The sequence below is a fragment of the Pseudomonas sp. Ost2 genome, assembly GCF_018326065.1.
In the GTDB taxonomy this organism is placed as follows: domain Bacteria; phylum Pseudomonadota; class Gammaproteobacteria; order Pseudomonadales; family Pseudomonadaceae; genus Aquipseudomonas; species Aquipseudomonas gingeri.
Genome location: NZ_AP021904.1, coordinates 5,023,514 through 5,043,622 on the forward strand (window position 1 = coordinate 5,023,514; position 20,109 = coordinate 5,043,622).

The following is a 20,109-nucleotide window of genomic DNA, read 5'->3' on the forward strand; positions in this document are numbered from 1 at the left end:
CGGTCTTTCTCCTTATGCCTGAACCAGCGGGCCGGGGTTTTTGAGGTACTGCTCACGAATCGCCGAGGCAGACCAATACGCCAGTGCGCCGACCATGCCGGTCGGGTTGTAACCGTTGTTTTGCGGGAACGCGTTGGCGCCTATGGCGAACACGTTATGCACGTCCCACGACTGCAAGTAGCGGTTCAATGCCGAGGTTTTCGGGTCGCTGCCCATGATCGCGCCACCACAGGTGTGGGTACTCTGGTACTTGGTGATGTTGTAGTGCTCACCCGGCTTCTTGGCGTCGCCGGCCATGGCGGTCGGGTTGAGGATCTTCGACATTTCCAACGCCTTGCCGACCAGGAATTGCGACGCCTTGATCTCGTTGTTGTGCCAGTCGAAGTTCATCCGCAGCAGCGGCCGACCGAAACCGTCCTTGTAGGTTGGGTCCAGGCTCAGGTAGTGCTGGCGGTAAGACATGCAGGCGCCCTGCACTTCGAAGTAGAACGAGTGACGGAACGCATCGCTGGCCGCCTGTTTCCACTGCGTGCCCCAGGCGGGCGTGCCCGGCGGTACGTTGATCCCGCGTACCGGGCCGGCACCCGGCTGGCGTGCCCAGATGATCCCACCGCCGACAAAACCGGCCTTGGCATTGTCCAGCTGGTTACCGTTGAGGTTGTCCATGGTGGTGCCCGCGCCGCCGATCCCGATGAATTGGTTGGCCTGCACTTCCTTGCCAAAAAACAGCACCACTCGGTTGAGGTTCTGGTAGGAGTAATTGCGCCCGATGGTGCCTTCACCGCTCAGTGGGTCGTAGGGTTTGCCGATCCCCGAGAGCAGCATCAAGTGCACGTTGAACAACGAAAATGCGCAGAGCAGCACCAGGTCGGCCTGTTGCTCCACTTCACGCCCCTGGGCATCCAGGTACGTCACACCAGTGGCCTTCTTGCCATCGCTGTCGAGATTGACCTTGAGCACTTGCGCATGGGTACGCAGTTCAAAGTTCTTGCGCTGGCGCAGCACCGGCAAGATGCTGATGTTCGGGCTGGCCTTGGAGTAGTTCAGGCAACCGTAATCACTGCAGAAACCGCAGGCGTTGCACGGGCCCATCTGGCAGCCGTAGGGGTTGACGTAAGGCGCCGATGCATTGGACGCAGGGATCGGGTACGGGTCCCAACCCATCTCGCGGGCCGCACCGTAAAACATCTCTGCACCAAGGTAATCACGGTTCGGGCCCAGCGGGAATTCACGCGAGCGCGACCCTTCGAACGGGTTGCCGCCCGCCTGTTTCACCCCTTGGATCACACCGGCCTTGCCGGACGTGCCACACACGTGTTCGAAATGATCGAAGTGCGGTTCGAGGTCTTCGTAGCTGACCGGAAAATCCTGGATGGTCATGTCGTCGGGAATGAATTTGGCGCCATAGCGCTGCTCGGTATTGCTGCGCAACTTGAAGTCTTCCGGCAGCGCGCGGAAGTGGCAGCCAGACCAGTGGCTACCTGCCCCGCCGACACCCGTGCCCGGTTTGAACGAGCCCATCTGCCGATACGGCACAGCCGTGGAGGTCAGGTTGTGCCGCGCGGTGACGGTTTCCTGGGACAAGCTTTGCAGGTACCGGCGATGTACCGAACCTTCAAGCTCATCGACCACTTTCGGGTAAGCGAAATCAGGCTGCGTGTCACGGTCGGCGCCGCGCTCAAGTACCACCACATGCAGTCCTGCATCGGTGAGCTCCTTGGCCATGATCGCCCCGGTCCAGCCCATACCTACAATCACTACGTCTGCTTTTGCCTTGATGTTCGCCATGCTCAACCCCTTCGCCCGGCCAGATCAACCGGCGGCAACGGGTACGGCTTGTCACGCACCGTTACCCAGTCCATGTAATCGGCACGCATGCCGGGATAACCGATCATCTTCCACGCCCCCATGTTTTTATTGCCGCCGTGGGACGGGTCGGCGAAATAGCCGTTGCGCACTTCGTTGAGCAGGTTGCTGAAAAACAGCTTCGAGGAAATGTCTTCCAGCGCCAGCTTGCCGCTCTCGGCGTTTTTCAACAGGTCTTCCTGCTGGGCGGTCGAGAGCTGGGCGAAGGCTTTGCCGGCGAAGTTTTTCTGGCAACTGGCGTCAATGGCCTTGATCCCGACCCGCAGGGTTTCGCGCAACGTGAGGCGGCCCTGGTAGCCAAACTCCGGCGCCGCTTCGATGAATGGCCCCTGCATGTACCAGATGCCGCCATTGGCATAGGGCGTCTGCATGTGCCGGTCGAGAAACTCCGGTACGCCGAGTTCGACGGCACCAGGGCCAACCTGATCGGACGGAATCAGGCGGTCGCAGGCTGCAATCAGGAAGGCCCACTCCTGCGGGGTGAAGAACGTCGGTTTGTAGTCAGCGACCTTGGCTGGTACCGGCGTACCGGTCTGGCTGTCGCTTGCCGGGGTCTGCGCGAAGGCGCCAGTGGAAAGGCCGGTACTGGCCAGTGTGACAACAGGGATCATCGTCAACGACTTGCGTAGAAAGTCGCGACGCCCTGGGGAGGTATCGTTCTCGGACATCGGTTACTCACTCCTGGGTCTAAACACGGGTGTACATGGGTTTTTCTTATGATTTGCCGTGGGAAACGGCAAATTGATTGCTACCTAATTATTATCAAGCTAACAAATAACCCGTAGCTAAAACGGTTATCACCACCTGTTTCAGGGTAATGGCGCACTTGTTCAGATCTTGAATTGGCGTACCAGGCCGTTCAGGTTGGCACCCAGCGAAGACACATCACGCATGGTGCGCGCGCTTTGCTCGGTTTCATCGGCCAGGCTTTCCACCGCGCCAGCAATCTGATGCACGCTGCGGTTGATCTCTTCGGCGACCGAGGTCTGCTCTTCGGCGGCACTGGCAATCTGCGCGTTCATCGCGTTGATCGTGCCGATCAGGTCCGAGATCGAATCCAGCGAAACCCCCACTTCGTTGGTCTGCTGGTTCGCACCCTCGCCGGCTTCGGTCGAACGATGCATCGCGGCGACCGAGGCAGTGGTACCCGCTTCCAGGCGCGTGATCATGTCCTGGATCTCTTGAGTGCTTTGTTGCGTGCGGCTGGCGAGTGCGCGAACTTCATCGGCGACCACCGCAAAACCACGACCGGCTTCACCAGCACGCGCGGCTTCAATCGCGGCGTTGAGCGCCAGCAAATTGGTCTGGTCGGCAATCGAGCGAATCACATCGAGCACCGAGACAATGGAGCGCACGTCCTGTTGCAGGTTGTCGAGGCTGGTACCGCTCAGGCGAATATCCGATACCAGTGCGCTCATTCCCTTGATGTTGTCGCCCACTACCTTGCGCGCGACATGGCCTTGCTGGTCGGTCTCTGCCGCAGCCTGGGCAGCACGCTGGGCACTGACCGCGACTTCCTGGGCTGCCGCCGACATTTCATGGATAGCGGTGGCAACCTGGTCGGTCTCGTTGCGCTGGCGCTGCATCGCTTGTTCAGAACGCAAGGTTTGCTGGGTCGCCTGATGCACCAGACCGTCGAGGTCGGTAGTCATCTTCGCCACCTGGCTGACCATGGTGTGGATCTTGTCGACGAACCGGTTGAACGAGGCGGCGAGATCACCCAACTCATCGTTGCTGGTGATCGCCAGGCGATGGGTAAGGTCACCGTCCCCGGCGGCAATGTCATCCAGGTTGGTCTTGAGCACACGCAGCGGGCGGACAACACCATTGGCGGTCCAGATACCGGCCGTTGCGGTTACCAGCAACAGCACCAGGGTCACCAGGAAGATGCTGCCCAGCAGAGCGCGGGTGCGTTCGGTTACCGCTGCCTGCTCCAGCACCATGGCGGCGTCGATGTCATCCATATTGATTGCGCTGCCGAGCACCATGTCCCATTTTTCCAGGTAAATGGTGTAGCCAAGCTTGGGCACCTGAACACTTTCCTGGCCTGGTTTTGGCGCGAAGTAATCGACGTAGTGCTTGCCGTTTTTAGCCACTTCGACAAAGGTCTGGTAGTGGAAGGAACCGTCCGGATCCTTGGTGTCCCAGAAGCTCTTGCCGATCCCGGCGGTGCTGTCGCCACGGAAGATACGCACGCCTTTGGTGTCGTAACCGAAGAAGTAGCCTTCCTCCCCGAACTTTACCGGTTTGAGCAATTCGAGGGCCTTGTCACGGGCCGCCATATCGCCCTTTGCCGAGGCATCGTGCAGCGGCTTGATGGTGGTCAGGGCCACCTCGACATAGTTCTTCAGCACGTCACGATTGCGCTTGATCAAACCATCCCGGGTTTCGAGCATTTGCTGGTCGGCAGTGCGCTGCAACATCCACGACGCAAGGCCGCTGATAATCAATGCGAACAACAACGAGGGGATGATAGCCAGACACAGCAATTTGCCTTTGACTGTAAGCTTCATGAACGATATGTCCTCCAGGTCAGTGTGGTTTTTCAGCGTATCGACCCGGTTAGAAATATCTTGATAAAAATGATGGCATTTTGACGTCAAACATTAGTCGACGTACTCCGCGTATGAAAATTCCTCAGCGCCTCTCCTCTATAACCGGCAGCTCCCGAGTCCCGGCCCTGAGAAACCTCAGGATCTCGTACGCGACAATCTCCGGTGCCTCACGCTGGGGAAAGTGCCCCGCTCCGTCGATCAGCACGCGTTCGTAGCGCGCCGAGAAGTAGCCTTCGCGTCCCTTGGAACTGTCCGGGTGATTGCAACTGTCCGCACCACCGTGCAGCACCAGCGTGGGTACCGACAATACCGGTGCCGGGTTGAGCCTGGCTTCTTCGGCACGGGAGGCCGCGTCACCTTCGACGAAACCCCAGCGATGCCGGTAGGAATGCAATACCACCGCAGCCCAGTCCGGCCCTGCGAAGGCGCGACAGGCGGTCTGGAAATCCTGCTCCGTGTACCAGCCGGCGGGCGACCAGGTGTCCCACATCATGCGGGCGAAGACATTGCGCTCGTGCTCGACGACCTGCTGGCCGCGGGGTGTCGCCATGAACCAGTGGTACCAGTAATTGCGCGCCTGCTGCAGGGAAATCACCTGGTTCGGATCGTTGGTGCCGTAGCCGACCGACAGCATCACCAACCCCGCGGCCACACCGGGCCTGAGTCCACAGGCATTGGCCACGGCCCTGGCGCCCCAGTCATGCCCGACCAGTACCGGACGATCGAGCCCCAGGGCATCGATGAAATCCAGCAGGTCCATGCCCAGCGCTGCCAGCGCGCCACTGCGCGGCGTATCGTCATGGCGAAAACGCGTCGGTGCAAAACCCCGGAGTGCCGGCGCCAGCACCCGGTAGCCGGCTTCGGCCAGATGGCCGGCAGTGCGTGTCCAGGTCTCGGGACTGTCCGGCCAGCCATGGACCAGCACGGCCACCCGGGCTCCAGCGGGGTTCCACTCCAGGTAGGCGATGTCCAGCAACGGCGTAGTGACAAATGAGTAGTTCATGGCGATTCCTGCGGAGTTGGCGGTTGTCTGGAGAAAGACTACCGTCGCCACCACGAATCATTCATGATGAGTAAAGGCCTATTATCAATTTTTCAAGTTGAATCAGTGATGAACACGGACCGCTCCCTCGTCGCCCTTTCCGCCTCCCTCGACATTGCCTTGCTGCGCACGTTTCTCACGGTGGTCGACACCCACAGCTTCGCCTCGGCCGCCGACCTGCTGGCGCTGACACCCTCGGCGGTGAGCGGGCATATCAAGCGCCTCGAAGACGATGTCGCGGTGAAGCTGCTGTCGCGTACCACGCGCCGCCTGTCCCTGACCGCCGAGGGCGAGATCCTCTACACCTATGCCCGCAATATCCTCAGCCTGGAACGCGAGGCCCGGGCAAAACTGCGGGGAGCCCATATTCAAGGGCGGATCCGCGTCGGCTCCTCGGAAGACTTTGCCGGCACCTGGCTGGCCGCCGTGCTGCAGTCCTTCAGCCGCAGCCATCCACGGGCCTCCATCGAGTTGAAGGTCGGCATCACTTCCGATCTGGTGCAACAGCGGCAACTCGGCCAGCTCGACGTGGTGTTCGGCAAGCAGTGCAGCCGGGTGGACGAAGGCGGCGAATTGCTATGGGAAGAACCGCTGGTCTGGGCCTACGCCGCGAAAATCCCCCTGGATACCGCGATCCCCTTGCCCCTGGCCGTCTTTCCGGAACCTTGCGTCTACCGGGAGGCGGCCATCCAGGCGCTGGCCGTGGCGGGAACGCCCTGGCGCCTGGCGTTTGAAAGCAGCAGCATGGCCGGTTGCATTGCCGCGGCCCTGGCAGGCTTCGCCGTAACCCCGATTGCCCGCAGCCAGTTGCGCGACGGACTCAGGGAGCTGGGCCCGGCCGAGGGTCTTCCAGCGCTGGCGAACGCACGTTTCCATGCCTTTTCCGACCGCGCCGACCCAGCCATCCATGCGCTGATCGAGTCTGTGCAGGAGATCGGCAGGCGCCGGCGGTTCATCGATCAATAAGCTTCGACCTCCCCCCACGTATCACAGTGTGTACAGCCTTGCGCCGGACACACTGACTCAAGCTGTCGCCGCCAGCGGACACACCGTGGATACATCCACGCGATGAACTGTGCCGGTCCCAAGCCACCCGCACCGGGTGGCCCGATCATCACAGTGCAGGGTTCACCCAGGAGGTCATCATCATGAGCATCACCCTTTACGGCTACAGCGGCAGCACCTACGTGCGCACCGTCAGAATGCTTCTCGCCGAGAAAGGCGCGGACTATGAACAGGTTCCGGTCGATGTCCTCCAGGGCGAACCCCACTCTCCCGAACACCTGTTGCGTCATCCCTTCGGCAAGGTACCGGTGATCGACCATGACGGTTTCCGGGTGATCGAGAGCGGAGCCATCACCGCCTATCTGAACGAGGTGCTGCCGGGACCGTCACTGATGCCGGAAACCGCCCGGGACCGCGCCCGCGCCAACATGGCCATCGGTATCTACGACTCCTATGGCTACGGTGCGCTGGTGTCGGTGGCCGGTTATCACCTGTTCCCCGACTTTATCGGCGGGCAGAACGAAGAATCCCGGCGCAACGGCATAGAGAACTCGCGCCGGGTCCTGCGCGAGCTGATGAAGATCAAGGGGCAAGACCGCTTTATCGCCGGGCCGAATGTCTCGCTCGCCGACTTCTACCTGGTGCCGTTCTGCACCTATATCGCCCTGACCCCGGATGCCGCGCAGGTATTCGACGTCGAGGGTTTTGCCCAGTGGTGGCAACAGGTGCAGGCCCTGCCCAGCTTCAAGGCGACGCTGCCCTGAAGCCTGTCCTGCCTCAGAGAATACGCTTGCCGGTGCGATCCAGGCGCGGCATCCAGTGCCCGAGGATATCGGCCGAAACCACGATGTGATGGGCCCGGCCGATCAGCAGGTGGCGTGGCACGAAACCGATATAACGCGAGTCGGCACTGTTGTCGCGGTTGTCGCCCAGCATGAAGTAGCTGTCCGCCGGCACGGTGATCGGTCCGAAATCCCGCGCGGCGGCAACGCCGCGCAGGAACTGGACCCGGCGCACGCTGCTGTCCGCTGCCTCGGTGACGGACACGCCGGGAATGCTCGTGTCGTGGGCACCCGGCTCGGCGATATCGCGCGCATCGCTGTAGTGGGCTGCCACACCGTTGACGAACAGCACCTCGTTGCGCATTTCCAGCACGTCGCCCGGCACTCCGACCAGCCGCTTGATCAGGCGCACGCCGTCCTTGGGCGAGGTGAAAGTCACCACATCGCCACGCCGGGGAGTACCCAGGGCCGCGAGGGAGATATCGCTCAGCGGCAGCTTGAAGTCATAGGCCAGCCGGTTGACCAGCACCACATCGCCTTCAAGCAGGGTCGGTCGCATCGAACCCGACGGAATCGGGTTCCAGTCCGCCATGGAAGTCCGAAAGATGCCGAAGCACAGGAGAAAGATCAGCAGCCCGCGGTTATTGACGATCCAGCGCTTCATATCGACCTCTGAAAGGAATAACGTTTTCAGCGATTCTTGTAGCACCGTGCCTCGGGCCGAGCCAAGTCCCTTGTACGCCGATCAGCGAGTTTTCATGATCGCTGCTAGCTCATCCAGTTGCCGCCGTCGACGTTATAGGTTTGCGCCACGACGAAGTCGCTCTCGGCACTGGCCAGGAAGATCGCCATGCCGGTCAGGTCCTCGGCGGTGCCCATGCGGCCATAGGGCACTTCCTGTCCCACCAGTCGTTTCTTTTCCCCCAGCGGCCGCCCCTCATGCCTGGCGAACAGGGCATCGACACCGTCCCAGTGCTCGCCGTCGACGACGCCGGGCGCGATGGCATTGACGTTGATGCGATGGCCGATCAGGTTCAGGCCCGCCGATTGCGTCAGGCTGATCACCGCCGCCTTGGTGGCGCAATACACCGCCACCAGCGCTTCGCCGCGCCGTCCGGCCTGGCTGGCCATGTTGATGATCTTGCCGCCGTGGCCCTGGCTGATCATCTGCCGGGCAGCCGCCTGCAGGGTGAACAGGGTCCCGGCGACATTGATCGAGAACAACCGGTCATAACTGTCGCGGGTGATCTCGGTAATCGGCGCCAGGTCGAACAGCGCGGCATTGTTGATCAGGATGTCCAGCTTGCCGGCATGCCCGACCACCGTGGCGATGGCCGCGTCGATGGAGCCCTGGTCGGTCACGTCCATCTTCACCGCATAAGCGTTCGGTCCCAGTTCGGTGGCCGTGGCCCGGGCACGCGCCAGGTCGATGTCGGCGATCGCCACGGTGGCGCCTTCGCCGATGTAGGCCTGGGCGAACGCTCGCCCGATACCACGGGCAGCACCGGTCACCAGGGCACTCTTGCCTTCCAGTCGTTTCATTGAGGGTTCATCCATTGCGTCAGATTGGGGGAATGCGCCCGGCGACGGGCGCCGGCGATCAGCCCTTTTTCGGGTAACCCGCACGTTTCATTTCACGCTCGGTATTGGCCTGGGCTTCGGCCAGGGCCTGCTCGACCGTCACCTGCCCGGTCAGCGCCGCCGAGAACGACTTGCCGACCGAAGTGCCGATGGCCTGGAACTCGGGAATGGTCACGTACTGGATTCCCACATACGGCACCGGCTGCGCCGAGGGGTGCGTCGGGTCGGCGTGCTGCATCATCTGCAGGGTCACCCTGGCGAACGGCGCGGCCTTCAGGTAGGCGTCGCTGTAGGTGGACAGGCGGGTGCCCGGCGGTACGTTGGTGATGCCATCGGTGTCGGTGACCAGCTGGATATATTGCCTGGAGGTCGCCCACGCCACGAAGGCCTTGGCCGCCTCCTTGTGCCGCGAGGTGGTGGGTATTGCCAGCGACCAGGCATACAGCCATGAGGAGCCCTTGTCGGTCGCCTGCGTCGGCGCCGCGACAAAGCCGACGTCGTCGGCCACCTTGCTCTGCGCCTTGTCGGTGGTGAAGGAACCGGCGACGCTGGCATCGACCCACAGCGCACACTTGCCGCTGTTGAACAGCGCCAGGGTTTCGTTGAAGCCATTGCCCGATACGCCGGGCGGACCGTATTTTTTCAGGGTATTGACGTAGAAATCGGCGGCGGCGGTCCATTCCGGGCTGGTCAACTGCGGCTGCCACTGTTCGTTGAACCAGCGCGCACCAAAGGCATTGGCCATGGTGCTCAGCAGCGCCATGTTCTCGCCCCAGCCGGCCTTGCCCCGCAGGCACATGCCGTATTGCTCCTTGTCCGGCTGATTGAGCCTGGCGGCGAATTCGCCGAGCTGGGTCCAGGTCGGATGCTCGGGCATGCTCAACCCGGCCTGCCTGAACAGGTCGGTGCGGTAATAGGTGACCGTACTTTCGCCATAGAACGGCAAGGCATACAGCGTACCGCCGACCGACAGGCCCTGGCGCACCGAGGGGAAAATGTCCTCGACATCATAATCGGCGGGCAACCCGGTCATCGGCTCCAGCCAGTGCTTGGCCCCCCACAGCGGTGTTTCGTAGGTGCCGATGGTCAAGACGTCGAACTGGCCGCCCTGGGTGGCGATATCGGTGGTCAGGCGCTGGCGCAGGACGTTTTCTTCCAGCACCACCCAGTTCAGCTTCACCTCGGGGTGCTGTTGCTCGAATACCCTGGACAGGCGTTGCATGCGGATCATGTCACCGTTGTTGACGGTGGCGATGGTCACGGTCTCGGCGGCCTGGCAGGCCCAGGCGGCCGAGAGGCCAGCGGACAGGGCAAGCGCGGTGGCAATCAACTTCATCGTGTTCTCCGGCCTGGGCGCCAGGCACTGTTATTTTTGTTGTTGACCACGGCCGGACGAACGCTGGCCAGCGGTGGCGGACGCTTCGATTACAGCAACTTCCACCGGGACGGACAAACGAATCGGGGATGCCCTTCCGATACTTTTTTAACCGGCCACGGTGAAGCCCCCGGCGATCAAAAAAGTACCGGTCGTGGGCAGGACAGGCGCTAGCGAACCCGGGTGGAGACGGCGTATGGTCAAGGGCTGCACGACAATGAGCTGCATAACAACAAGAGGCACAAGCCATGGCTGACAGTCGAACAGCCCTGTTCGAGCAACGACCGGCCGAGCTGGAAGTGATCCTGCCGCAACCCGACCACGGCTTTCGCTGGCATGAACACGACTATCCTTCGCCGCTCGCCCGCTGGAACCATCATCCCGAATTCGAGCTGCACCTGATCCGCCATGGCAGCGGCAAGCTGGTGGCGGGCGACTACATCGGTGCGTTCGGTCCCGGCCATGTCGCGCTGATCGGTCCCGACCTGCCCCATGACTGGATCGGCGACCTGACGCCCGGCGAGTACCTGGTGGGCCGCGATGTCGTCCTGCAATTCGACGGCGCCGCCCTGCTCGCCCTGCGTGCCACGCTACCGGAACTGGGGAGCCTGCAGAGCCTGTTCGAACGCGCCCGGCGCGGCCTGGAGTTCACTGGCGCGACCGCGTTGCAGGCTGCCCGGCTGATGGAGCAGATTGGCCGCGCCGAGGGCCTGGAGCGCCTGATCCTGTTCCTGCAACTGGTCAATACCCTGGTGCAGGCTCCGGAGCCGGAGGTGCATCTGCTGGCCAGCGTCTGTTATGCCCCGAGCCTGGATGCACGCAGCTCCGAACGGATTCACAAGGCCTTCGACTACCTGCTGACGGAACTGACCGGCGACCTGCGGCTATCGGTCATCGCCCAGCGCCTGGGGATGAGCGAGCCGGGCTTTTCCCGCTTCTTCAAGCGCATCACCGGGCACGGCTTCATCGACCTGATGCGCAAGTTGCGGGTGCAACGTGCCTGTCGGCTGTTGCTGCAGAGCGAGATGTCGGTGGCCGATATCTGCTTCGAAGTCGGGTACGGCAACCTGTCCAACTTCAACCGGCACTTTCGCTTCGAGATGAACCAGACGCCCAGCGACTATCGGCGTGGAGCGGCCATGACTCTGCTCCGGCACAACGGCGCCTACCCGTCCCTGCCTGTGGGTCAGCGGCATTGAGCAGGCGAAAAAAAACGGCCCCGATCGAAGAGCCTGATCGGGGCCGGGGATACAGACGTCTATCCAGACTTGCAGGGAGCACTGCGTGATGGCGGTCTAGGCCAACTGATACTTTTCCCGCACCAGGTGGCCGATGCCCATCCGGTCCAGCACCGGCAACGGACACAGGAAGGTCACCCGTACGGTGCCGGGCAAGCGGCTGATGTCGATGGAACCGTTGAGCGTGGCACGATTGAGCACTTCATCGTAGGGCAGGCCGGTGGCCGCGGCGGCACGACGCAAACCGTTCTCCGTCGCCACATTGAGGTTCACGCCACTGCCGATAAAGGTGATCGGGCCGCTCTCCTCGACCTCGTGCTGGCCCCACAGGGCCCCCAGCTCACGCACCTTCTGGCGCTGTTCGACGTTCATCGGCCGGGCCATGGGCGGCAGGTCATCGAGGTTCTGCAACAGGATCGGGCCATCGATCGCCAGCCCCTTGATCACCTCTACCGTCAGTTCGGTTTCGCCGGAAACGTCGGTGGCATGCCCGGCGATTTCGCCATTGCCCTGCTGCGCATGCATATCCCCCATATACACGCCGGCCCCCGGCACTTTCACCGGGCAGATCAGCACGCAGCCTTCGCGGACCGAGTTGGTGTCCATGTGGCCGTCGGTCTTGGCTTCGTGCAGTTGCTCATGGGTCATGCCATAACGATGGGGCGCGCCCACGAGGTACTGGCCGAAATCCGCGCAGTTGTGCGAGTCCGGCAGGTCCCGCGACGGTGTGGTGCCGATGTTGCCGAGAAACGGCCGCATGTGTGCCGCCAGTCCCGGAATGTCGGCACGGGCCAGTGACAGGATCGAATGCTGTGCCGCCATGTCCGGCAACGCCGACATCTGCGCGGCATTGCCCGCCAGCCGGTCGGCGACCGCCTGGTTGACGGTGAGGCTGACCTGGTTCTCGGCATCCAGCACGATCACGTAGCCATGGCTGAAACGAAACGCGCTGACTTCCGCACCGCAGTTGTTGCAACGGATCGCGTCCTCGCCGATGCCCTCGACATGGCTGGCCGGATGTTCGGTACCGCAGGCCGCGCAGAACTTGGCGACAAACGGATCGCCGTGATAACGCCCTTCGACAAAGCTCATCACGCCCGAGGACGTCGCCAGGGAAGTGACTCGCATGCGGCGGATCTTCAGGGCGACGGCATCGCCCACTTCGGCGCCGGCAATCGCCACCGGCTGCGTCACTTCATGGCCGCCCTGGAAGGCCGGCGTGATCATCGGCCCCCAGCAGCCCGGCGGCGTGCCGGTGATCAGGGTGCCGCCGTCGGCCAGCGGGCCGAGCATGGCCTGGCTCGGGCCGATCAGGCCCTGGGTGTAACTGTCGACGCGTAACCGGTCTACCGGCGTCGGTGCGGCGCTTGCTTCAGAGAGGGTGCTGTTCATGTTCTATCTCCTTGCCTCCACGGATACGGAGGGATCACCAGGGGTGGGACAACAGGCTGCGCCGGGGCAGCCGATCAGGTTCGCCATTTGCCGCCGTGCACCAGTTCGGTCACGGCGTCGGCAAACACCTTGGGGGCTTCCTGGGGCAGGTTGTGACCCACGCCGGGAACCTGCCGATGACTGCGCGGACCGCTGAAACGCGGCGCCGAGGCCTTGCCGTCGGTGGCCGCGATCACGCCATCGGCGACGCCGTCGAGGGTGATGGCCGGCACGCTGATCGCCGGCAACAGCGCGAGCTTCTGCTCGGCCTCGGCGTAATCCGGATAACCCGCCGCCAGCCCCATGCGATGGCGATAGGAATGGATGACCACGTCGACATAGTCGGGGTTATCAAAGGCCTCGGCCGCGCGGTCGAAGGTGCGGTCATCGAAGTGCCAGGTCGGCGAGTTGTTGCGCCAGAGGATCCGCGCGATATCGCGACGGTTCGCCTCGAGCCCCGCGCGACCGCGCTCGGTCTGGAAGTAATGCTGGTACCAGAGTCCCCATTCGACATGCGCCGGCAGCGGGCTGGCAGCCTTGGCGATGTCCTGGATCAGGTAGCTGTTGACCGAGACCAGGCCGACCACGCGACTCGGACGCAAGGCCGCCGCGACACAGGCCGCACGACCGCCCCAGTCGTAGCCGGCGAGCACCGCCTCGGGGATATGCAGCGCATTCATCAGGTCCAGCACATCCTGGCCGAGCGCCGCCTGCTGGCCCGAACGTGGCGTGGCACTGTCGAGGAAACGGGTGCTGCCGTGCCCGCGCAGGTGCGGCACGACCACTCGAAACCCCTGGGCCGCGAGCAGTGGCGCGACCTCGACATAACTGTGGATGTCGTAGGGATAACCATGCAGCAGGATCACCGGCCGACCGTTCTCCGGGCCGGTCTCGTGGTAGCCGATATCCAGCAGGTCGGTACTGACCTGGCGAATCGGAAAACGCGTCAGCGGCTTGCTCGACCGATGCTGGTAAGGCGCCGTGCCCTGGCTCGCCGACGCCAGTGCCGGGGTCATATCCGCCAGGCCGATGGCCGCCGCTCCGGCAGCGGCGGACAGCAGGAAACGACGGCGATTGAACGGGTACTCGGACATGATGGGGTTCCTCGGATCAGGGGGACAGGAATCAGGTGATATCGACGATCAGTTCGCTGGCGAGCCAGCCGGCCAGCAGCGCACCGGCCCGGGCAACGCCCTCGGTTTCACCGAGGCGCTCGACCAGCCACTCGCACAGGGCGGCGAAACTGCCGTTGGCCTGCAGGTGCAGCAGGGCTTCGTATTCCAGTTGCTCCAGCGGACGCAGCCGCGAGGTGAATTGCCGACGCCAGACGATCACCCCGCCCGGTTCGGCGAGCATCTCGCTTTCCGGTGGTGTCACCTCGTCACACAACGCAGACCAGATCGCCTCGGCATTGGTGGTCAGGGCATGGCTGCGCAAGGACGGCGCCAGGCGCAGCCGCGCCGAATCCCAGTCGATCGTCGCCAGGGCCTCCAGTGACAGGGCCTCGGCATCCGCGGCGACAAAGGCGTCATTGAGCGCCGCCTCGATCCAGGCCAGCTCCTGGACATCCGGGTTGTTCGGGAACAGCTCCACCAGGCTGGCGTGAAAACCCTCGGGATAGGCATCCAGGGTCCAGGCGTGGGGCGGTTGCCGGTCGATATGACTGACCGCTGCGGCGAGGAACGCCTCGTCGCCGAGCCAGCGGCGCAATTGCGTAAATGCCTGTTCCAGGCAGCCCACCAATTGCGCCCGATAGTTGTTCTGGTACACCGCCAAGCCCGCGGCCACGTTGCTGCCGAGGCGTCGCGCGACACTCTCGTCCGCGCTGACCAGCCAGTGATGGAACTCGCGTTGCAACTCGGCCAGGTTCATGACGCCCTCCGTGAGCAGCCGCGGGTGTCCAGCGAGCCGAGGGCACGGGCCATGTCCAGCTCCTTGAGCAGGTCGGCCAGCGGCGGGATCCGGTCGTCCCGCTCGATCATGGTGGCGACCGGGCCGAAGCGTGAAATCGCCAGGGCGTAGAGTGCCCAGACTTCCTGGCAGACCGGACTGTCGTGGGTGTCGATCAGCAACTCGGCCCCCTGGCTGTGTCCGGCCAGGTGGATCTGTCGCACGCGATCAGCCGGCAGGCCGTCGAGAAAGGCCAATGCGTCGAAACCGTGGTTGGTCGCACTGACGAAGATATTGTTGACGTCGAGCAACAGCCCGCAGCCGGTGCGCTCCGACATCCGCGCGATGAACTCCCATTCGGTCATCGTCGCACCGTCGAAGGCCAGGTAGCTCGACGGGTTCTCGAACAGCATCGCCCGGCCAAGGAAATCCTGGGCCATGGAAATATTGCGGCAGACGCTGTCCAGGGCCTCTTCGGTATAGGGCACCGGCAACAGGTCATGGGAGTTGAACCGGTCGATGCGCGACCAGCTCAGGTGATCGGAAACGAACAGCGGATCGATCTCGTCGACCAGCGCCTTGAGGCGGCGCAGGTAGTCGGGGTTGAGCCCGTCCGCCGAGCCGATGGACATCGACACGCCATGCAACGCCACCGGATGCCGCTCGCGGATCTGGCGCAGGATATGCCGGGGCTGGCCGCCCGCGACCATGAAGTTCTCGGAGATGACCTCGACGAAATCGACAGGGACCTCGGTCTCCAGGAAATCCCGATAGTGTTCCTTGCGCAGACCCAGGCCGTAGCCCGGAAAAACAGGAATGGAGATGGACATTGCGCGTGCTCGGCTTGAGAGAAAGGGAAGACCGACCGAAGAACACCACGCCCCTGTGGGAACCGGCTTGCTGGCGATACAGACGACACGGTCTGGCAGACACAAGGCGTCGATACCCTCGCCAGCAAGCCGGCTCCCACGGGGTCATGGATTCAGGCTTACTTGGGCTCGGTCAGGGTGCCGCCGGCCTTCAGGCACTCGCTTGGAGTCTTGACCACGACGCCCTGCCCCTTGCAGCTGTTCAGGCCCTTGCAGTCATTCTTGGCGGTGGCGCAGAGGCTTTCGCCCTTGCAGCTGTTGACGCCGTAGCAGCGGCCCGGCTGCTCCTTGTCGGCGGCGCTGGCGGAGACGGTGAAAGAAGCGCAAGACAGTGCGATCAGCGCGGCGGCGGTAGCGATGCTCAAACGGGAAGCGGTGGTAGCCATGGTGTTTCTCCAGATAGATAAGGGTTGCAACAGGTCGGGTTGGGGTTTACTTGGCGTTCAGCGCGGCTTCTTCGATGACTTTCGCCACCGCTTCTGGCTGCGAGATGTACAGGGTGTGGCTGGCCTTGATCTCGGTGACCTTGGAGCCGGCACGCTTGTACATCCAGCGCTGCAGGTCCGGGTTCAGGGCCTTGTCTTCGGTGGCGACAATCCCGTAGCTCGGCTTCTTGTGCCAGGCGGCGGCCCAGTTCTGCGCGCCGAAAGTGGCGGTGGTCGCCGGGACCTGCGAAGCGGCCAGGAAATCGGTGCGGTTGGTGGTCTGGTCGGCGGCGAAGTCTTCGCCAAACTTGGCGCGGTCGACGAACAGCAGGCCGTCGCGGGTGCCATGGATGTCGTTGCTCGGTGACGGCATCGAACTCAGCAACTGGCCCAGGGTCTCGCCGACTTCCGGTTGCAGCGCGGCGACGTAGACCAGTGCCTTGACCTTGTCCCGCTCGCCGGCGATACCGATCACCGCACCGCCGGAACTGTGGCCGACCAGCACCACCGGACCGACCTGCTGGTCGAGGATTTCCCGGGTAGCGGCCACATCGGCGTCCAGGCTGGTGGCCGGCTGATGCACGACGCTGACGTGGTAGCCCTTGTGGATCAGGATGTCGTGGACCACCCGCCAGCCCGAGCCGTCGACGAACGAGCCGTGCACGATGACGATGTTCTTGGCACCTGTCGGCGGAACCGGATCGGCCGCACTGGCAAACAGTGGCGCGCTCATGGCCAGGGCACTGAGGGCCAGGATGGGTAACTTACGCATGGTGCTTCTCCTCAAGCCTTCGGCCTGATGTTGTGGTTGAAAGTCATGTTCCGAGAGGGCGGTGTCAGGCCGGTCGGCGGCGCAGCAGCGCATCCAGCGACCAGTTCCCGCCGCCATGGGCGATCAGCGGCAGCAGCAGGCCCGCCCAGCTCAGGTGCGTCGGCCATGCATCGGGGTACACGAACACCTCGATCACCGCGGTCATGCCCAGCAAGGCCAGGGCCGCGGGCCGGGTCAGCAAGCCCAGCACCAGCAGGACCGGGAACAAGTGCTCGGCATAGGTCGCCAGGTGGGCCGCCAGGTCCGCCGGAATCAGCGGCAGCGCGTACTCCGAGCGGAACAGCACGTAGGTCGAAGGTTTCAGCGTCAACAGGCCTTCGACCTTGGTGCGTCCCGACAGGAAGAACACCGAAGCGATCCCGACACGGGCCACCAGCAGCAACAGGGACTCGGGCAACAACCGGCCGAGGCCGGCACTCACTGCCCCGGCGCCGCGGCTCATGGCTGCTCCGTCAGGGACCCGAAGCCCTTGGGCGTCTTGATCTGGGTGCAGGTGCCCTTGTCCACCAGAACCCAGGCATTGCCCTGGTAGTCGGCGGTGGCGGTGCCCGCGCAGGAAGTGCCTTTGCCGGCGGCGCAATCGTTCTGACCGGCCTTGGACACGCCGTAGCATTTTTCCTGGGGAGTCTGTCCATCGGCGGCCTGGGCACCGACGGCAAACGCGCTGAGTGAAATGGCGAGGGTGGCTGCGAGGGCCGCGTATCTGCTCTTCATGGATATCTCCCGATCAACAATGGATTGAGCGAATCAGCAGCGTCTTGGGCTGCGTTGTTCGACCAGCAAAGTTAATCGCGAGCGTGTATCCCTTCTGTGTCCCGGAACCGGGCAGGAGGTCGCGGGATGTATCAGCCCCGAGTTCGTACACACTCTGATACACGAAGGGCGGTATACGACCCCCCGTCACCGCTCGGCGACCCAGCGAAGATTCGTAACATAAGGTTCATATTGCGGGGATAGCATTGTGCCTTCACTTTGCCCGGCGACCCCAGCATGCGCGCAGAAACCTTCTCCTTCATGCGTCCACAACGGCCCAAGGATCACCGCTGTGCCGGCGATCTGTGCACGGAAGTGCCAGCGATCGACTGGAGCAGCAGCAATGCCCAGGTCATGGAGACTTTCAGCTCACAGAAGGAGATGGTCTGCCTGGCGGTGCTGGAAGATGAGCGGCCCATCGGCCTGATCAATCGCAATATCTTCCTGTCGATGATGAGCAAGCCGTTTCACCGCGAGCTCTACGACAAGAAAAGCTGCATTGCCTTCATGGACAAGGAACCGTTGATCGTCGATGCCGGCATGAGCATTGAAGAATTGACCTTCAAGACCGTGGAATCCGGCGAAAAGACCCTCGCGGATGGTTTCATCATTACCCGCAACGGCCAGTTCGCCGGGCTGGGCAACGGCCTGCAACTGATGGCCGTGGTCGCCGCCATGCAGGCCGAGAAAAACCGCCAGATCATGCAGAGCATCGAGTACGCCAGCGTTATCCAGCGCTCCATGCTGCGAGCCTCGCGCGATACCTTGAAGTCGACCCTGGAAGACGCCGTCCTGCTGTGGGAACCGCGGGATGTGGTCGGTGGCGACTTCTATCATTTCTGCGCCTATCCCGACGGCTGGTTCGGGGCAATTGCCGACTGTACCGGCCACGGCGTTCCCGGTGCCTTCATGACCCTGATCGCCTCCTCCTCGCTGACCCAGGCCCTGGTGCGCTTCGGTCCACGGGATCCAGGCGTGCTGTTAGCGGCGGTGAACAAAAGCGTCAAGGAACTGCTGGGACAGGTGCAGAGCGGCGCGCAGATTCCCGAGTCCGACGATGGCCTGGATGCCGCGTTTCTCTGGTTCGATAACGCCAGCCAGACCCTGAGCTTTGCCGGTGCGCGCATGGCCCTTCATGTGTTGCCGCCCGACGCCCGGCAGATGGAAACCCTGTCCGGGCAGCGCGTGGGTGTCGGCTACGTGGACAGCGCCATCGACTACCAGTGGCCGGTCAGCCGCATCGCACTGTCGCCGGCCAGCCTGGTGTTCATCGCGACCGACGGCCTGACCGATCAGATCGGCGGCCCGCGCAACATCGCCTTCGGTAAGAGCAAGGCCTTCGACACGATACTGGAACATCGCAATCAGCCGGCGACCGTCATCTGCGAAGCGTTGCAACGCACGCTGGCCAATTGGCAGGGAGAGCAAACCCGCCGTGACGATCTCACCCTCTTCTGCGCGCGTCTTGGAAACGATCATGATTAATCCGAATGCTGTCCACTCCGACTGCCACTTCTTCGACCTGGCCCAACAGCGCAATGTGATTTTCTATCACATGGGGTATTTCTCCCACACGATCATCACCGCCATGGCCGAAGTGGTCCGGCTGCAGCTGGAGATCTCGGGGGTCAACGGGCCGACGCGACGCAAGCTGTTCTCGTCTTTCGTCGAGCTGTCGCAAAACATCATTCACTACTCCTCCGACTCGTTGCCCACCGACCCCGGTGACGAATCGTCGCTGCGCCAGGGCGCGGTATGCATCAGTGCGGACGGCGATCGCCACCTGATGCTCTGCGCCAACCCGATCGCCACCAGCGACGTCGATCGCCTGCGTGAAAAGCTGGAGCCCCTGCGCAACATGTCGCTGGAAGAGATCAAGCAGGCCTACAAGGTGACCTTGCGCGCGGAAACCCCCGTCGACAGCAAGGGCGCCGGCCTGGGTTTCCTGACCATGGCGCGCGATGCCTGTGCCCCGCTGGAATTCGATTTCTACCCGAGAGCGGACGAGCCCGGAACCACGCTGTTCTGCCTTAAAGCCACCATTTGAGTAGAGTGACGTAATCACCATGGATAATTTCTACATCGAAGCAACCGCCACATCGCCGGAAGTCGACTTCCGTTTCGATCAGAACCTGCTGACGATAAAGGGCGAGTCCTATCCGGAGAACGCCGCCGCCTTCTATGCCCCCGTGCTCCAGCAACTGCGCGGCTATCTCGCCTCCCGCGAGGACACCACCATCAACGTCCATATCGCATTGGCCTATTTCAACAGTTCCAGCACCAAGATGCTGTTCAGCATCTTCGATGCGCTGGACAAGGCCGCGCAATCGGGCAACGAGATGCAGGTGAACTGGTACCATGACGAAGAAGACGAAACCATTTTCGAGTTCGGTGAAGAACTGAAGGCCGACTTTACCGCCATCATCTTCAACGACCACGCCACGACTCTCCAATGACACCCCGAG

Annotated in this window: 21 protein-coding genes; 6 read left to right on the forward strand and 15 right to left on the reverse strand. The window is 62.9% G+C overall.

Annotation, left to right across the window (positions count from 1 at the left end; genetic code table 11):
• Positions 1–12 precede the first annotated feature (12 nt).
• The 4 genes from KI243_RS21925 to KI243_RS21940 all read right to left on the reverse strand — a co-directional run bounded on the left by KI243_RS21925 (position 13) and on the right by KI243_RS21940 (position 5,424).
• The gene (locus tag KI243_RS21925) at positions 13–1,788 is read right to left on the reverse strand and encodes a GMC family oxidoreductase (RefSeq protein ID WP_042937110.1); all 1,776 of its coding nucleotides are present in this window, start codon (positions 1,786–1,788) and stop codon (positions 13–15) included.
• 2 nt (positions 1,789–1,790) lie between these two features.
• On the reverse strand, positions 1,791–2,534 hold the full coding sequence (locus KI243_RS21930; RefSeq protein WP_017129463.1) for a gluconate 2-dehydrogenase subunit 3 family protein: 744 nt from the start codon (positions 2,532–2,534) through the stop codon (positions 1,791–1,793).
• A gap of 162 nt (positions 2,535–2,696) precedes the next feature.
• On the reverse strand, positions 2,697–4,379 hold the full coding sequence (locus KI243_RS21935; RefSeq protein WP_212809910.1) for a methyl-accepting chemotaxis protein: 1,683 nt from the start codon (positions 4,377–4,379) through the stop codon (positions 2,697–2,699).
• Positions 4,380–4,503: 124 nt separating this feature from the next.
• Positions 4,504–5,424 (reverse strand): alpha/beta hydrolase, encoded by a 921-nt coding sequence (locus KI243_RS21940; RefSeq protein WP_177086661.1) that lies wholly within the window; start codon positions 5,422–5,424, stop codon positions 4,504–4,506.
• 108 nt (positions 5,425–5,532) lie between these two features.
• Between KI243_RS21940 and KI243_RS21945 the strand changes: the two genes are divergently transcribed.
• Together KI243_RS21945 and KI243_RS21950 are read left to right on the forward strand one after the other, a co-directional pair.
• The gene (locus KI243_RS21945) at positions 5,533–6,429 is read left to right on the forward strand and encodes a LysR substrate-binding domain-containing protein (RefSeq protein WP_212809911.1); all 897 of its coding nucleotides are present in this window, start codon (positions 5,533–5,535) and stop codon (positions 6,427–6,429) included.
• Positions 6,430–6,611: 182 nt separating this feature from the next.
• The gene (locus tag KI243_RS21950) at positions 6,612–7,232 is read left to right on the forward strand and encodes a glutathione S-transferase family protein (RefSeq protein WP_177129372.1); all 621 of its coding nucleotides are present in this window, start codon (positions 6,612–6,614) and stop codon (positions 7,230–7,232) included.
• Positions 7,233–7,245: 13 nt separating this feature from the next.
• Here KI243_RS21950 and lepB read toward each other — a convergent pair whose 3' ends face one another.
• From lepB to KI243_RS21965, 3 genes are all read right to left on the reverse strand, one after another.
• The gene (gene lepB, locus KI243_RS21955) at positions 7,246–7,914 is read right to left on the reverse strand and encodes a signal peptidase I (protein WP_017129468.1); all 669 of its coding nucleotides are present in this window, start codon (positions 7,912–7,914) and stop codon (positions 7,246–7,248) included.
• A 104-nt stretch (positions 7,915–8,018) separates the two neighbouring features.
• On the reverse strand, positions 8,019–8,792 hold the full coding sequence (locus KI243_RS21960) for an L-iditol 2-dehydrogenase (protein ID WP_017129469.1): 774 nt from the start codon (positions 8,790–8,792) through the stop codon (positions 8,019–8,021).
• A 58-nt stretch (positions 8,793–8,850) separates the two neighbouring features.
• Entirely contained in the window at positions 8,851–10,167 is a 1,317-nt protein-coding gene (locus KI243_RS21965; protein ID WP_212809912.1) for a sugar ABC transporter substrate-binding protein, read from the reverse strand.
• 287 nt (positions 10,168–10,454) lie between these two features.
• Here KI243_RS21965 and KI243_RS21970 point away from each other — a divergent pair, with 287 nt between their 5' ends.
• Positions 10,455–11,405, forward strand: a complete 951-nt coding sequence (locus KI243_RS21970; RefSeq protein WP_177106573.1) for an AraC family transcriptional regulator — start codon at positions 10,455–10,457, stop codon at positions 11,403–11,405.
• 96 nt (positions 11,406–11,501) lie between these two features.
• Here the strand turns inward: KI243_RS21970 and KI243_RS21975 are convergent, their stop codons facing one another.
• From KI243_RS21975 to KI243_RS22010, 8 genes are all read right to left on the reverse strand, one after another.
• Positions 11,502–12,836, reverse strand: a complete 1,335-nt coding sequence (locus KI243_RS21975; protein ID WP_212809913.1) for an acetamidase/formamidase family protein — start codon at positions 12,834–12,836, stop codon at positions 11,502–11,504.
• Positions 12,837–12,910: 74 nt separating this feature from the next.
• The gene (locus KI243_RS21980) at positions 12,911–13,969 is read right to left on the reverse strand and encodes an alpha/beta hydrolase (protein ID WP_177086651.1); all 1,059 of its coding nucleotides are present in this window, start codon (positions 13,967–13,969) and stop codon (positions 12,911–12,913) included.
• A 31-nt stretch (positions 13,970–14,000) separates the two neighbouring features.
• On the reverse strand, positions 14,001–14,747 hold the full coding sequence (locus KI243_RS21985; protein WP_017129474.1) for a DNA-binding domain-containing protein: 747 nt from the start codon (positions 14,745–14,747) through the stop codon (positions 14,001–14,003).
• Positions 14,744–15,595 (reverse strand): DUF692 domain-containing protein, encoded by an 852-nt coding sequence (locus KI243_RS21990; RefSeq protein WP_017129475.1) that lies wholly within the window; start codon positions 15,593–15,595, stop codon positions 14,744–14,746. The genes KI243_RS21985 and KI243_RS21990 overlap by 4 nt, the downstream gene beginning before the upstream one ends.
• A 158-nt stretch (positions 15,596–15,753) precedes the next feature.
• A complete protein-coding gene (locus KI243_RS21995) occupies positions 15,754–16,020 on the reverse strand; it encodes a hypothetical protein (RefSeq protein WP_017129476.1) in 267 nt (88 codons plus the stop codon).
• Between the two features lie 46 nt (positions 16,021–16,066).
• The gene (locus tag KI243_RS22000) at positions 16,067–16,831 is read right to left on the reverse strand and encodes an alpha/beta hydrolase (RefSeq protein WP_103033063.1); all 765 of its coding nucleotides are present in this window, start codon (positions 16,829–16,831) and stop codon (positions 16,067–16,069) included.
• A gap of 64 nt (positions 16,832–16,895) precedes the next feature.
• Positions 16,896–17,333, reverse strand: a complete 438-nt coding sequence (locus tag KI243_RS22005; RefSeq protein ID WP_017129477.1) for a DoxX family protein — start codon at positions 17,331–17,333, stop codon at positions 16,896–16,898.
• The gene (locus KI243_RS22010) at positions 17,330–17,605 is read right to left on the reverse strand and encodes a DUF2282 domain-containing protein (protein WP_017129478.1); all 276 of its coding nucleotides are present in this window, start codon (positions 17,603–17,605) and stop codon (positions 17,330–17,332) included. The genes KI243_RS22005 and KI243_RS22010 overlap by 4 nt, the downstream gene beginning before the upstream one ends.
• A 300-nt stretch (positions 17,606–17,905) precedes the next feature.
• On the opposite strand from KI243_RS22010, the gene KI243_RS22015 reads away from it, so the two are divergent.
• The 3 genes from KI243_RS22015 to KI243_RS22025 are packed head-to-tail and all read left to right on the forward strand — an operon-like array spanning position 17,906 to position 20,100.
• Complete coding sequence (locus tag KI243_RS22015; RefSeq protein WP_212811241.1) at positions 17,906–19,129, forward strand: SpoIIE family protein phosphatase; 1,224 nt, start codon at positions 17,906–17,908, stop codon at positions 19,127–19,129.
• Entirely contained in the window at positions 19,122–19,691 is a 570-nt protein-coding gene (locus KI243_RS22020; RefSeq protein WP_017129481.1) for a SiaB family protein kinase, read from the forward strand. The genes KI243_RS22015 and KI243_RS22020 overlap by 8 nt, the downstream gene beginning before the upstream one ends.
• Before the next feature lie 19 nt (positions 19,692–19,710).
• Entirely contained in the window at positions 19,711–20,100 is a 390-nt protein-coding gene (locus tag KI243_RS22025) for a DUF1987 domain-containing protein (protein WP_017129482.1), read from the forward strand.
• Positions 20,101–20,109 lie beyond the last annotated feature (9 nt).